Origin of the sequence: Chitinophaga sp. H8 (assembly GCF_040567655.1) — a bacterium.
Classification (GTDB): Bacteria; Bacteroidota; Bacteroidia; order Chitinophagales; family Chitinophagaceae; genus Chitinophaga; species Chitinophaga defluvii.
This window is the reverse complement of record NZ_JBEXAC010000001.1, coordinates 1925642-1939134: the sequence shown is the minus strand read 5'-3', so window position 1 is coordinate 1939134 and position 13493 is coordinate 1925642. Positions and strand designations below refer to the sequence as shown.

General features: G+C 43.9%; 12 protein-coding genes. 8 read left to right on the top strand and 4 right to left on the bottom strand.

What is annotated here, in order from left to right; all coding sequences use genetic code 11:
- The first annotated feature begins 213 nt into the window (after positions 1 to 213).
- Complete coding sequence (xerD, locus tag ABR189_RS07345; RefSeq protein WP_354659817.1) at positions 214 to 1107, top strand: site-specific tyrosine recombinase XerD; 894 nt, start codon at positions 214 to 216, stop codon at positions 1105 to 1107.
- Between the two features lie 128 nt (positions 1108 to 1235).
- Here the strand turns inward: xerD and ABR189_RS07340 are convergent, their stop codons facing one another.
- Positions 1236 to 2129, bottom strand: a complete 894-nt coding sequence (locus ABR189_RS07340; protein WP_354659816.1) for a hypothetical protein — start codon at positions 2127 to 2129, stop codon at positions 1236 to 1238.
- A gap of 430 nt (positions 2130 to 2559) precedes the next feature.
- Between ABR189_RS07340 and ABR189_RS07335 the strand changes: the two genes are divergently transcribed.
- From ABR189_RS07335 to ABR189_RS07305, 7 genes are all read left to right on the top strand, one after another.
- Positions 2560 to 2952, top strand: a complete 393-nt coding sequence (locus ABR189_RS07335) for a hypothetical protein (RefSeq protein ID WP_354659815.1) — start codon at positions 2560 to 2562, stop codon at positions 2950 to 2952.
- A gap of 208 nt (positions 2953 to 3160) precedes the next feature.
- On the top strand, positions 3161 to 3628 hold the full coding sequence (locus tag ABR189_RS07330; protein ID WP_354659814.1) for a hypothetical protein: 468 nt from the start codon (positions 3161 to 3163) through the stop codon (positions 3626 to 3628).
- Positions 3625 to 4425, top strand: coding sequence for a sensor histidine kinase (locus ABR189_RS07325; RefSeq protein ID WP_354659813.1), 801 nt, complete (start codon positions 3625 to 3627; stop codon positions 4423 to 4425). The genes ABR189_RS07330 and ABR189_RS07325 overlap by 4 nt, the downstream gene beginning before the upstream one ends.
- Positions 4426 to 4546: 121 nt before the next feature.
- Positions 4547 to 5206, top strand: a complete 660-nt coding sequence (locus ABR189_RS07320) for a response regulator (protein WP_354659812.1) — start codon at positions 4547 to 4549, stop codon at positions 5204 to 5206.
- A 37-nt stretch (positions 5207 to 5243) separates the two neighbouring features.
- Positions 5244 to 6092, top strand: a complete 849-nt coding sequence (locus ABR189_RS07315; protein WP_354659811.1) for a DUF2911 domain-containing protein — start codon at positions 5244 to 5246, stop codon at positions 6090 to 6092.
- A gap of 43 nt (positions 6093 to 6135) precedes the next feature.
- Positions 6136 to 6267: a hypothetical protein gene (locus ABR189_RS07310; protein ID WP_354659810.1), complete on the top strand. Its 132-nt coding sequence runs from the start codon at positions 6136 to 6138 to the stop codon at positions 6265 to 6267.
- Positions 6268 to 6559: 292 nt separating this feature from the next.
- Positions 6560 to 8833 carry a hypothetical protein gene (locus tag ABR189_RS07305; RefSeq protein WP_354659809.1) on the top strand — a complete coding sequence of 758 codons (2274 nt, stop codon included), beginning with the start codon at positions 6560 to 6562 and terminating at the stop codon, positions 8831 to 8833.
- Between the two features lie 81 nt (positions 8834 to 8914).
- On the opposite strand, the gene ABR189_RS07300 is transcribed toward ABR189_RS07305, so the two are convergent.
- The 3 genes from ABR189_RS07300 to ABR189_RS07290 form a co-directional block, all read right to left on the bottom strand.
- Positions 8915 to 10609, bottom strand: a complete 1695-nt coding sequence (locus ABR189_RS07300) for a sodium:solute symporter family protein (RefSeq protein WP_354659808.1) — start codon at positions 10607 to 10609, stop codon at positions 8915 to 8917.
- A gap of 146 nt (positions 10610 to 10755) precedes the next feature.
- On the bottom strand, positions 10756 to 10923 hold the full coding sequence (locus ABR189_RS07295; protein ID WP_354659807.1) for a hypothetical protein: 168 nt from the start codon (positions 10921 to 10923) through the stop codon (positions 10756 to 10758).
- 11 nt (positions 10924 to 10934) lie between these two features.
- Positions 10935 to 13412, bottom strand: a complete 2478-nt coding sequence (locus ABR189_RS07290) for a PIG-L family deacetylase (RefSeq protein WP_354659806.1) — start codon at positions 13410 to 13412, stop codon at positions 10935 to 10937.
- Between the last annotated feature and the right edge of the window lie 81 nt (positions 13413 to 13493).

Genomic DNA, 13493 nt, shown 5'->3' with positions numbered 1-13493 from the left:
CCAAAGCGGCGATTATCGACAGTTTCTAACATATTCAACTTTTAGACTATACTATATTATTCTATAATTACTAATAAATGGACCACTCTGTTTTCAAATATGCATCGATTGGCAAAGATTAATGAACAAAGTAGCAGGATGGTGATGGCAATCATTACCTTTGCCTGTTGGTATATACATTCGGGTTACCACGCCAATTGATAAAATAAATATATGTGGGAAATTGACCGAAAAGGATTCAAAGCATATCTGCAACTGGAAAAGGCCATGTCAGCCAATTCCATTGAAGCTTATCTCCGTGATGTAGAAAAGCTGGAGCAATACCTGTCAGGGAGCAATCAACCCATTTCCCCTGCCCAGGTAACACTTGATCACCTGCACGATTGTGTGCAGTGGATTGCTGCACTTGGCATGACCGCCACTTCCCAGGCGCGGATCATTGCGGGCATCAAAGCATTTTACAGATACTTATTACTGGAAGACAGGATCACCCATGACCCCTCTCAACTGCTGGAAGCGCCTAAGATACAGCGCAAGCTGCCGGATGTACTCAGCTTTGAGGAGATCGAACAGTTGATCGCGCAGGTAAGACTGGATAAAGCAGAAGGCCACCGTAATAAAGCCATCCTGGAAACAATGTATAGTTGTGGATTACGGGTAAGTGAGCTGATCAATCTCAAAATATCGCAATTACATTTTGATGTAGGTTTTATTAATGTGATTGGTAAAGGCAATAAAGAGCGACTGGTGCCCATTGGCCGGGATGCTATCCGGTATATTACCCTTTACCTGGACGACCGCAGAAAGATAGCCATCAAGAAAGGACAGGAAGATATTCTTTTCCTCAACCGCCGCGGCAGTGCATTAAGCCGGGTAATGATTTTCCTGATGATCAAAGAGCTGACCAGCATGGCTGGCATTACCAAGCAGGTTTCCCCTCACACCTTCCGGCATTCCTTTGCCACCCATTTAGTGGAAGGGGGAGCTGATCTGAGAGCTGTTCAGGAAATGCTGGGGCATGAAAGCATCACCACTACAGAAATATACACCCATCTGGACCGGGAATATCTCCGGGATACCTTACAGCGCTACCATCCCCGTTTTTAGCTTCCTTTTTCTCCCTCCTTGAAGATCAGGGGAAATGCTGCTCTGGGCATCTGTTTTCAGCATAAAAAAACAGCTACCTGGGGGGAACTGGCTTAGAGTAAGGTAGCTGCTTTTGTGTATCGGGGTTCTCAAACCTGGGGATAATCTTTAACAAGATATCGTTGTGAGTTAAGTTTTGCCCCCGGGGATGCCATAAAACTATGCAGCCAGCTGGCGATATGCCTGGATGCCCTTTTCACTACAGACGGCTTATAGGTTAAATGGATCCTGGTACAGGGAGTAATACATTGTCTGTTTGCTGATGAGGAGGCCTGATCGTTTTCGGCCAGCACCAGCTTATTATTACGGTATATTTTAAAATAGATGTCAGGACCTGCATTGCTTCTGCCATGCATAACGGGCATGAGCACACCTGCCGACAGGTCTTTTCTGGAAAAATGCAGCTTGTATCGCCCATATTCATTGGTGAAAGCGGTACCAAGCAATTGTCCGTTAAAGGCACTATAAGCTTCCACTTTTAGTTTAGCCTGCCCTTCCTGCGAGTGATGGTGCTTTACAGTACCTGCTATTACCCAGGCACCAGCCTGTTCTCTGATATCACTCCATTGGGCCGCTGGTACTACATAGGCGAATGCAGCGAGGTATCCTGTTTTTGATCTTTTCCAATGTGGCACCAGCCGGCTCATATTAAACTGACGCCTCAGCCGCCTGCCAGCACTTTTTCCGGGTACCTGATCCAGACAAAGGTCCAGTTCAAGTGGCTCCGTAAACAAGTGGAGCTGTTCCCATTCCAGGTTGAAGCTGCCATCTTCATCTAACCTGGTTTCTGCCAGCAGGCGGTCTGCTTTCAGCAGTACCTCCTTTTCTGTTAGCTCACACAAATCCCTGAAACGGTCAACGTCTGCCTGAGCTGCCTGATACCCCGCTTCCGGCAGATAAACACGAATCCGTGCATTTGCCAGCGGCTCAATACAATCATCACTAATGAGTGCAGAGATATTTCCAATTAAAAAGTAACTCATAGTTAAATTTTTAAAAAAGAGGTTAACGAGTTTATCTTAAATGGCACTGTTTAAGGCAACAGTAAACCCTCTGCATACTTTAATAAAAAACAAACAAGGTAGAAAGGCCAAATTTTAATTCCAGTACGGCAATAGTAGTTACAATCTTATATTGTCTAAATTCCGGTTGTTGATGCAAAGGTTGGAAAGTAATCTATCCCTGTCAAGCGTTATACCCCTAGAAAATAGAAATGCGTAGTTCTACGCATTTTTAGGGGAAAAGTACGCAAACCCCAATTTTGGCACGGCTTAGGATACCCTCCAAAATCCCCCTCCAGGATATATTTCATGCACCTATACCGCAGCATAGCACAAACGTGCTATGACAATCAGCTAGTTGGATAAGTCATTTTTTATAATAATTTTACCGCCACTAAAACTATACCCAATCATGAGTACAAATGCGAAAAAACCTTTTCCTCCCGATGCCGGTGAATTTATTTCCCTGGAAACAGCGATGAAACTAAGATTGAATTATGAGGATGACCAGTCTCAAAAGAAGAAAAAAGGATATACCAAAGCCATCTGTTTTGGTAAGGAGAAAGTAATTGAGTTACTAAGCCATCCTGACTGTGTAGCACTGCGTATTTATTATGGTATAAAGGTTGACACTGATGGAGATGGCGTAAAAGAAAAGACAATGGTATTGGTAGGCGTAGATAAGAACGGGGATGATATCCTCCCGGCAGGCCCTACTGAAGCTGTTGCTAAAAGTGCAGGGGCACCGGCATTATTGCTTGATGCTGGCCTTCCATGTCCAACCTATTGCTCTACAAAACCCTAAGAACCCCTCTAAAGGAACATAAGTGAATATTCTTGTTACTATTTTTTATTGTATGGTGGGGATCGAAACACTGTGTTTGATCCCCTTTACCATCAAATACAAACAACTTAATAAAGCCGGGAAATGCATTTACTACTATCTGGTCGTCAGTTTATTGTTTGCGGTTGGCTCTGATTTACTAAGAACCACTGGAAATAATATGTGGTTTATGACTATTATGTATTTTATCCAGTTCGTTATCCTTTCTATCTTCTTTTATCATGTTATCCACGCTCCTTTTTTACGCAAGCTGATCAGGATTGTTTCCGGAATTGCGACAGGTATTTTTGTAATCGACTATTCCAAACTGGAAGGGCTCAGGTTTTTTAATTCCATTTCTACTTCCATCAGTTCCTTTATTTTAATATCTTACGGAGTCCTTTTCTTCTTCCAACTCCTCCGTGATGAAGAGCTGATACAAAAGTCTATTTACATTAACTCCTTACCTGCTTTCTGGTTTAATGCCGGTTTGTTTATCTATCTGTGCTGCTCCTTCCTCTTTAACCTGAGCTATAATTTTCTGCAAACCAATGCTATTACCACCATTACGTTACTTGCCCTCATCTATATTTCAGGCATTATTCAGGTAATTCTTTTTTATATTGGCGTTTTAAAGGTAAAAAGAGTGGCGCCATGAATATAGTGGACATTATTGTGATAGGTTCAGCAGTAATGCTAACCTTTGGAATATTGGTGGTAGTACTGGTGATCCTGCAACAAAAGCAGGTAGTACAACATAAACTGACGATCAGGGATAAAGACCTGCAGCTACAGAAAGAGCGCCTGATTGCAGTATTGCAAGGACAGGAACTGGAAAGAAAGCGCATTGCGGAGGATCTGCATGATGAAGTAGGTGCACAACTGTCTGTCCTTAAACTAAATCTTAATGGATTGCAGCCTCATCTGAAAACCGGCAACGGAGAACAGGAGCGCCTGAAAGAAACCAAGGAATTTACAGATATCATTATCCAGCAGCTGAGGTACATCTCTCAAAGCCTGCACCCCCAGGCGCTGGACAACCTGGGGCTGGCACATGCACTGGACTCCTTTTGCAGCCTGATGAACAAGAACAAACAGGTACAGATCGCCTTTAAAACAGCTGGCAACGGGCAAAAGGTAGACCGTGAAAAGGCATTGAATATATACCGGGTAGTGCAGGAATTAATTAATAATATCCTGAAACATGCCCAGGCCAGTGAAATTGTCATTACCTATAAGAGTTCTCCTACCCTGTTGACTATCAATATTGAAGATGATGGAAATGGGAAACTGCTGACCTCCCTCGAAACTTCCCGTAAAAAAAATGATAGCCTGGGGCTAAAAAATATTGAAAGCCGCTTGAATATTATAGATGGAAATATCAATTTTGTACAACGAACCCCCAAAGGAACGATAGCGGAGATAAAAGTGGAAAATTATCAGCCGGTTGCCTAAATAGTTGATACTTATGTTGTTTTATTGGTAAATTGCCGCCGATTACTGGTTTGAATTAACAAAACTGTGATTTACAACATCTTAACATGACTAAAAATACCTCTCAATCAACTGTCACCCTATGGCACATTTAATAAAAGTGGCAATTGCGGATGACCATAAGATATTCCGCAGTGGAGTGATTAATACACTCATTCCCTATGAAAACATCAATGTAGTATTTGAAGCTGAAGATGGGGAGCACCTGCTTCAGCATCTGGAACAACAAATGCCGGACGTTATTCTCATGGACCTGAAGATGCCTAATATGGATGGCATCGCAGCTACTATTAAAGTAAGAGAGAAATATCCGCAGGTAAAAATCATTATCCTGACCATGTATGAGGATGATAACTTCATCGTACATCTGATAGAGCATGGTGCCAATGCCTATCTGCTCAAAAATGCAGAACCGGAGGAGATCTATGAGGCCATCTGTACCACACATGACAAAGGCTTCTATTTTAATGAAAACGTAAATCTTGCCCTGCTTAAAAAGGTATTACATAAAAACAAACAGCAGATCAAACCTACGCTGAGCAATGAAATCCAGTTAAACGAACGGGAAGTAGAGGTATTGCGTATGATCTGTAATGAACGGACCACCCAGGAAATTTCGGAAGAGATTTATTTAAGCCCCCGCACCGTAGAGGGGATCCGTCAGAAACTCCTTGAAAAAATCAATGTTAAGAATAGTGTTGGCTTAGTTTTATATGCTTTCCGCAACGGAATTATTGAATAATAGGCTTACATTTACACTCATTAAAAATGCCACCAATATGAAACCTTTACGCTATTGTATGCCTGCCATGTGCAGCCTGCTTATGCTGACCGCTTCTTCCTCATTTGCCCAGGGTATTAAGATGCCTGCTCCCAGCCCCGCACAAACTATTAAACAGGATTTTGCGTTGTCTGCGGTAGAAGTAAGCTATTCCCGTCCTGCTATGAAAGGCAGAACGATTATGGGTGACCTGGTTCCTTTTAATAACAAAGTCTGGAGAACAGGTGCCAACAGCGCTACTACCATCACTTTTGGAGAAGATATTAACTTCGGCGGTAAACCGGTAAAAGCTGGTAAATATGGTTTATTAACTATTCCCGGCCGTTCTGAATGGACAGTTATCCTGACCAAAAGCCTGGATGTAACCAGCCCGGCTGCTTACAAACCAGAAAATGATGTGGTACGTGTTAGCGTTAATTCAGTTGATATGCCCATCGAAGTGGAAAGCTTTATGATCAATTTTGATAAGGTAATGCCTTCTTCCATGACGATGATGCTGCTATGGGATAAAACCATGGTACCTGTAGAAATCACTGCTAACATTGATGGCAAAATTACTGCTGATATTGATGCAGCAATGAAATCTGATAAGAAACCTTATTTCCAGGCTGCTGCCTATTACTTTGAAACCGGCAAAGACCTGAAAAAAGCACTGGGCTGGGTTGATGCTGCGGTAAAAGAGAATCCGAAAGCATTCTACATGTATCACCTGAAAGCTAAGATCCAGGCTAAAGCCGGAGATAAAGCGGGTGCTAAAGCTACTGCCTTAAAATCTATTGAACTGGCTAAAGAAGCTCAGAACGATGATTATGTAGCTTTGAACAATAAACTGCTTGCTACCTTATAAGCATCTATTGCTTTTAAAGATAAAAATGTCATCTCTTTCCGGGATGACATTTTTATTTTTAAAACAGGTGTTTACCGATACCACCATTTACCCTGATTATTCCTCCGTTTATCTCCCCCGTTTCACCTGCTATCGTTCCAGTCCTACCGCCACCAGTAAATATACGCCGGCATAATTATCCGTATTATTTCTCTTGGCTGGCATGCACAAATGTGTCTATATTTGTATCCGTTAAAACGTTTATGCTTATAAACGCACACCCCCAAAAAACACGTTTAAGATTACTTGTGAAAAATCAACGTTTACACTTTCTGAAGGGAATGTTGTGAATCATCAGCTTGTTTTTTATTGATACACCCCAAAATGCTAAAGCATCATGTAAATCTGTTCCTATCAATCAATGTGCAATGCAGTGCACGTCTTTATGATTACAACACCCCATTATTAAAACTGAAAAACTATCTATCATGGCAAAAGAACAATTAAAGCTGAGTATCCCCGTCAGCTTTGAGTCCAAACCCCAGGAAAACATTCCATTAAAGGCCTTCCTGTTCAACCGGAAAGGCGAGCTGATGGAATCCGTCGCCGTAACCGGTGATAAAGCGGATTTTAAAATGGCTGCACGAGGTATAAGAGATACCCGTGTATTTATTGTTCCCGCCGGTGACGAAAGGCTGGAAACAGCTACTACCATTGCAGATCTGCAGCGGTTCAAGCCTTATGAACCGGTTTTAAATCTTGATCCCAAAGGCAATCTGAAGGTATTACCCATCCCTGCCAATCTGCTGAAGCTTTGGAAACTACGTTTCTGCAGAGTAAGAGGCAATGTGTACAAAACATTTAGCATGAGCGGCGTAACGCAGAACAGGCCTATCTGTCATGCTCGCGTACATATCTGTGAAATAGATAAAATATGGTGGCTGCTGCCTAAAATACCCGATTACATCATCAAAAAGATTCCGGACATTATATTATATCCGGAACGCCCCATTCCGATTCCAATCCCGGACCCTGGTCCTATTCATTTTCCCGGAACAGTAATCCGGCCTGAAATAGCCACAGAAATACGCCCGTTGGCGTTAGATGTTCATCCTTTAGCCGAAGCAGCCCCACGTATAACCGGTGCCCAGTCTATGATTACGCCGGTAGCACGTGAAAACGTACTGCGCAGCATTACCCCTGAAATCAAACAACAATTGCTATCCGGCAATGTAAGTGCTATCCGGAATACCCTGCAGGCAAATCTGCAGTTATTTCATCCATATTTCTGCCTCATCCCCTGGATATGGCCTTACTTTTACCGGAGTGATGAAATTAAAACCGTATATACTGATTACAACGGTAAGTTTGACACCACTATCGTGTATTGGGTGGATGGAGATCATCCCGACTTGTATTTCTGGGTAGAATATTTTATAGATGGTGTATGGACCACTGTATATAAGCCACCTATCCCCTGCTACACCTATTGGGATTTTGTATGTGGCAGTGAGGTGAATATTAAAATTACGGATGACCGCGTTCGCTGGGAATGCAGTGATGTGATAGATGGTGACATTGTATGGGTAAAAAGCATTGGCCATGGCGCCAGTGTATCCCGTATCAAACAGGTGGATGACCTGGTTACCATCCAGGGAAAAAGTTTTAACCGTATAGGCTTAACAGATGCCGTAGTCACCTTATCACAGGTCACCTCCGGCGATTACCGCCAACCATTTGGTGGCGGACTCTACTTCCTGCTTCAGTTTGGCAGCGGCCTGCCATCTACCGGTGTTAAATATTACCGCTGGTCTTACCGCAAGGTAAAAGAAGCAGACCTGTCTGACACCGGCATCACCGCTTATACCAGGTTGAGTAACCCCATCAGCAAAGGCTATACATTTGAATATATAGATGGTGGCGGCCATAAACAATTTGGCTCCAACAGCTTTAAACTTGGGCCCTACCCTATTGGCGGTACCCCTGACTTGTACATCATCCCTCCTACAAGCCCTGCTATGGCCCCTGTAAATGCACCGGAATCTAGCCCTTTCTGGGACCAGAACACGGTGAGTGTAACCTTTGATTCCAAACTGGATGGAGATGGGCTTTATGAATTTAAGCTGGAATTGTTCAATGGTGCCGGGCACCTGGTAAATGTTCCGAAGGCCAGTCAGTTCTTCCGGGTTCCCAAACCGGATACTTTCAGCCCAAGTATCCTGGCCCCAGACAATATGCTGATTGAAAGCGGTGGAAACGTTTCGGCCTATAAAATGCTGATGCGGATCGACAATCAATCATGTAAAGCAGCCGTTGACAAAATAAAAATACTCACCGGACCTGATTATGTAGACGCTTCAACCGATTGTTGCGGATTCGTTAAATATAACCCAGCGCAAAAAAACAATAACAGCCTCATAAAAATCTCATTCCAGGCCTACCATCCTAACAACTTTGCCAACTTTGGCTTTGTAGTACAGAAAGGTACCTGTAATGATGCGGCACAAAAAAATGCTACCAATGTAAGCGGTATGGTCATTGGCGACGCTCCTGCAGGAGATGGTGTACCATATGTACGCAGCACTGCCAGCATCTTTTCTAAAACCTTTTCTCCGGATACACTGCTGGGTATTTGCAGCAGCGGTGGCAAAGGCGCATTTGCAGAACAACTAAGTGTAAGTGTATTAACCATTGACGGCAACATCCGGTTATATTCCCGTGATGCTTCCGGATTAGCTGCCTTTGCGCTGGAACCGGCATAAATAGCATTTTGCTTTGCCTGTCACCAAAACAGCCGTTCCCTGTTGGAGAGCGGCTGTTTTTTTAGCTTTAATGGCTAAAAATTATGCCTTCCGCATTTTAGGCATCGTTACTTCCAGGATAGCTGCCAGCACAATCACCAGCAAGCATCCTATTACATTCAGCCAGAGGAAGGACACAATATCTGATTTATAAATAGTGATGATCAGCACTTCCGATACAATAGCCGACCAGAATACTGCCGTGGCCCCGATCCGTTTAATGTAGAAGGCAACCAGGAAAATACCCAATATGACCCCATAAAACAGGGACCCCAGAATATTCACGGCCTCGATCAGGCTGCCCAACTCACTGGCAAACTGTGCAACTGCTACACAAAATATTCCCCATACCAGCGTACACCACTTGGAAGCCTTGAAATAGTGCTCTTCCGTATCGTTTGTGTTAATCATTCGCTTGTAAACATCCACGATGGTAGTGGAAGACAGCGAATTTAAAGCTGCCGCAATACTTCCCCACGCTGCCAGGAAAATAATGGCAATCAACAGTCCCACCAGGCCTTTGGGTAAATTATTCACTACAAAGTGAAGGAATATGTAGTTAGTATCATTGGTATCGGCAGCAGGGTCCGCCTTTTTGATCAGAGTGATCGCTTCCGCCCGCACCCCAGCAGCCGTATGCTCTGTTTGTTGCAACGCTGTTTTAGCCTGCCCTATCTGTGCTTCATCTTTGGTAGCCAACGCTGCCGACAAGGCTTTTACCTGGGTATGTTTCTGTTCAGACAACTGCTGGTAAGTACTTTCCAGTTGCTTCAAGGCAGGCCCCTCAGCTGTTGTATGGACTTTAGCCAGTTGGGCCTCATTAAAGAATATAGGTGCCCTGAAATACATATAAAATACAAATACCAGCGCCCCTATCATCAGTATTAAAAACTGCATAGGCACTTTAACCAGCCCATTCATCAGCAGCCCCAGCCGGCTCTCTGTAATAGAACGTGCCGTAAGATACCGTCCTACCTGCGACTGATCAGTTCCAAAATAAGACAGCGCCAGGAAAAAACCACCGATAGTACCACTCCAGATATTATACTTATCCTTCCAGTCAAAATCCGTAACGATCACATTCAGTTTATCCATTTTACCAGATACATGCAGTGCCTCTTTGAAACCTATATCTGGTGGCAACAGATGCACTACCATCCACCCGGCCAGGAACATGCCTGCAAAGATGATTGCCAACTGCAGGGTTTGCGTATAAGATACTGCTTTAGTACCTCCGGCTACGGTATAAATGATCAGCAACCCGCCCATAATTATATTGGTCCAGTAGATATTCCATCCTAATAAGGAAGACAGAATGATAGAAGGAGCATATATGCTGATCCCGGTAGACAGTCCCCGCTGGATAAGAAAAAGCATGGCTGTCAGCGTACGCGTTTTCAGATCAAAACGTTTTTCCAGGAATTCATAGGCCGTATATACTTTCAGCTTATGGAAAATGGGTACAAAAGTGATACATAATACCACCATTGCCAATGGCAATCCGAAATAATATTGTACAAACCGCATCCCATCTGTATAGGCCTGTCCGGGAGCAGATAAAAAGGTGATGGCACTAGCCTGGGTACCTATAATGGATAACAATACAATAAACCAGGGCATCGATTGATTACCCAGGAAATAGCTGTCCATGTCTTTCTGGCCCCGGCTTTTCCACACACCATACAGTATTATTACTGCCAGTGCTACTGATAGTACTATCCAATCAATAAGACTCATGAAAATGTTTTAGTGAATAAATAGAAAAATTCAATCAGCAGCAGTAACCAAATAATCACTACTGCATACCATATGCCCCAGTTGGGGAACAGTGGAGGTTTACCATTTTCCATATGATTATCATTTATGAATGACCAAATGCTGATTTATCTTCCTTTACGCAACAGGCTACCGCTCAATAACCCCAGCCCCAGTCCTATCATCAGACCTATATGTACCCGCTTAATCGCAAACCCAATCAACAGGCCGATAACAATACATAATCCTGCACCTATATTGAGCCGAGCCCGGTTTCCCTCTTGTTCTTTTCCCATATAATTCAATATCACTTTTTTGCTGAAATCAGATTTACAAATAAACGGTAGGCACCAGGTACTCCAGCGGGCAACTGCCGGAAAAACGACAACCCGGTATACACATATCTTCCTTTACCGTAGTTGGCCACAATAACAGCTGCATCCAGGGGGGCTTCATTACGGTCATTCATCTCAAATAGTTTTTCATAAGCACCATCCACATTACCCGGATAGTATAATCCCCTTTCCTGCACCCATCCTTCAAAGTCAGCGGCAGTAATAGTATTTGGATATTGCATTATCTGATGATCCGGATGCAGTAGTTTTACCGGTGCAGTTTCATCCGTAACCCTGTCGCGGGAAAGGCTAAACGGATATGGTCCCAATGCGGTAGTCACCAATGGGTTATTTACATTGTACTGTACCAGCAGCACGCCACCCTCTTTAACATAGTTCATCAGTTTTTCCTGCCAGTATTTAAGACGGTTATTGGTATTATAAGCCCTGACCCCGGTGATGATGGCATCATACTGTTGCAGGTTGCCTCCCATAATATCTTTTTCTCCCAGTTCCGTTACATCGTACCCTACCTGTCTGAGAGAGGCCGCTACCATATCACCTGCTCCCGGTATATACCCCAGTTTATTTCCGTTATGTTTCAGGTCTACCGCCACCAGTCTGGCAGCAGCCTGTGGGAATAAAGTAATGGCTGGTATATGATCATAATTAATATGCTGTATACTTTGCGTGTATTGCTTGCCGTTGCAGTTCATAGCTACGGTAAAAGTATCCACCCGGTTATGCCCATTCATTTTTACAGGAGCAATATTAAACTGTACTGTCATTTCATCTCCTTTCTTTGACAGGGAAAACGGCAGGCTGCTTTCAGCAGATTTGAAGCCGGCTGGCAGCTGTAACTGTACGGTTCCTGTAGTGTTGTCGGCCATGGCCTTCAGCTTTACTGGTACAGTTTGTGGCGTAGCACTGGTAAAAATAAATACCTGATTGTTCAGGTTAGCAACTACCGGAGGAGCAATGACCAATGGTTCATACAATTCTCCTTTTACAGGGTCGGTATATTTATATTGCAACGCACGGGTAATCGTAAAATCCTGCCCTCCTATGTTCAGTTTCACCACAGCCTGCAGAGCAGGGATATTTTCCGGATTCCCGATAACCAGCGGGTCTTTTACTTCAAAAGTACCCAGCGCATGCGCTTCCTCCAGCCAATAAGGCTGAGAAACCGGCGTGGTAGCCGGTACCATTAAAGCTTTAGAAATACTTACCAGCTGGTTGAAAGGCAATGATTGCGCTCCCATGCTGGAATCTTTTCCGGGTAAAGACAGTTGCTGCAGTTTTACCGGGATCTTACTTCTGTTGATCAGTTGTACCAGTGCCTCCATAGGCTGCCCGGGCACTACCGTAGCAGTAGTACTGTATGCCTCCACCCATATACCGGAAGCAGCTAGGATGAGCTGTTCTGTTTCTTTTAGTTTCTGGTTACGCCAATAACTTTCGGGCAGTGCCTGGATAGCTTTTCGTATAGTCAGCAAAGCGGGTACACTGGCAGCAGGATCTTCCATGTTATAGCCAGCCAGGGCTTTAGCCATCAATTGTTCGACAGCCTGTCCTCCGGGTACACGTTGCCAGGTAGTATTAATCCCATCCAACAGCCCTTTTTCAGGTGTAGTACCTTTAATGGTGGTGAAGTATTCCATTGACGAACCACGGCCCGCCGGCACACCAAACCCCTGGCTTTTATGCTGAGAGCGGCTTTCTGCTGCAATTTCCCCATATCCCTTTCCCAGCAGGTAGTTATATACCCCCACATCTATCTTAAACTGATCATTGGAAGTGGTATTCAGGGTTCCAAAGTTGTAGGTGTTCCACAACAACCGTTTGGTTTGCCAGGGCTTTACATAACGCAGTTGTTCAGGATATTTTTTAGGATCTGCCGCTGCAGTAAACGCTTCCGCTGCAATTATAGCTGAAGCCGTATGATGGCCATGGCCTGCACGGCTATCCGCCGGAAACCGGCAGATGATCACATCCGGCTGGAATTTCCGGATTACCCAAACGGCATCTGCCAGTATTTTATCTTTATCCCAGATAGTAAATGTTTCTTCCGGATTTTTAGAGAACCCGAAATCCTGTGCGCGGGAAAAAAACTGTTCCGCACCATCTAAGCGCCTGGCAGCCAGCAACTCCTGTGTACGGATCAACCCTAGCAGTTCGCCCTGCTCATTTCCCACCAGGTTTTGTCCTCCGTCACCACGGGTAAGCGACAAATATCCGGTGCGGTATAACTTCTCCTTGGCCAGATACCCCAACAGGCGGGTATTTTCATCATCAGGATGAGCGGCAAAATATAAAACACTGCCCAAAACATCCAGTTTCTTCAACTGCAATTTGATATCAGCTGCATTAAGTGCAGGAGATGGTTGTGCATAGGATATCGCACAGGCAGTGAAGATTAAAACAAGTGTGGTATAAATTCTTAAAAACATGTATAAATACGCGGTTTACAGAGTTTCAAAAATAGTAATTAATTACTCCCGGAGGGAAAATTATGATGGATGGGATTACAA

Bases quoted from the DNA above. Each gene is read 5' to 3' on its own strand.
- xerD (WP_354659817.1), top strand. From the start codon at position 214: ATGTGGGAAATTGACCGAAAAGGATTCAAAGCATATCTGCAACTGGAA.
- ABR189_RS07340 (WP_354659816.1), bottom strand. From the start codon at position 2,129: ATGAGTTACTTTTTAATTGGAAATATCTCTGCACTCATTAGTGATGAT.
- ABR189_RS07335 (WP_354659815.1), top strand. From the start codon at position 2,560: ATGAGTACAAATGCGAAAAAACCTTTTCCTCCCGATGCCGGTGAATTT.
- ABR189_RS07330 (WP_354659814.1), top strand. From the start codon at position 3,161: ATGACTATTATGTATTTTATCCAGTTCGTTATCCTTTCTATCTTCTTT.
- ABR189_RS07325 (WP_354659813.1), top strand. From the start codon at position 3,625: ATGAATATAGTGGACATTATTGTGATAGGTTCAGCAGTAATGCTAACC.
- ABR189_RS07320 (WP_354659812.1), top strand. From the start codon at position 4,547: ATGGCACATTTAATAAAAGTGGCAATTGCGGATGACCATAAGATATTC.
- ABR189_RS07315 (WP_354659811.1), top strand. From the start codon at position 5,244: ATGAAACCTTTACGCTATTGTATGCCTGCCATGTGCAGCCTGCTTATG.
- ABR189_RS07310 (WP_354659810.1), top strand. From the start codon at position 6,136: ATGACATTTTTATTTTTAAAACAGGTGTTTACCGATACCACCATTTAC.
- ABR189_RS07305 (WP_354659809.1), top strand. From the start codon at position 6,560: ATGGCAAAAGAACAATTAAAGCTGAGTATCCCCGTCAGCTTTGAGTCC.
- ABR189_RS07300 (WP_354659808.1), bottom strand. From the start codon at position 10,609: ATGAGTCTTATTGATTGGATAGTACTATCAGTAGCACTGGCAGTAATA.
- ABR189_RS07295 (WP_354659807.1), bottom strand. From the start codon at position 10,923: ATGGGAAAAGAACAAGAGGGAAACCGGGCTCGGCTCAATATAGGTGCA.
- ABR189_RS07290 (WP_354659806.1), bottom strand. From the start codon at position 13,412: ATGTTTTTAAGAATTTATACCACACTTGTTTTAATCTTCACTGCCTGT.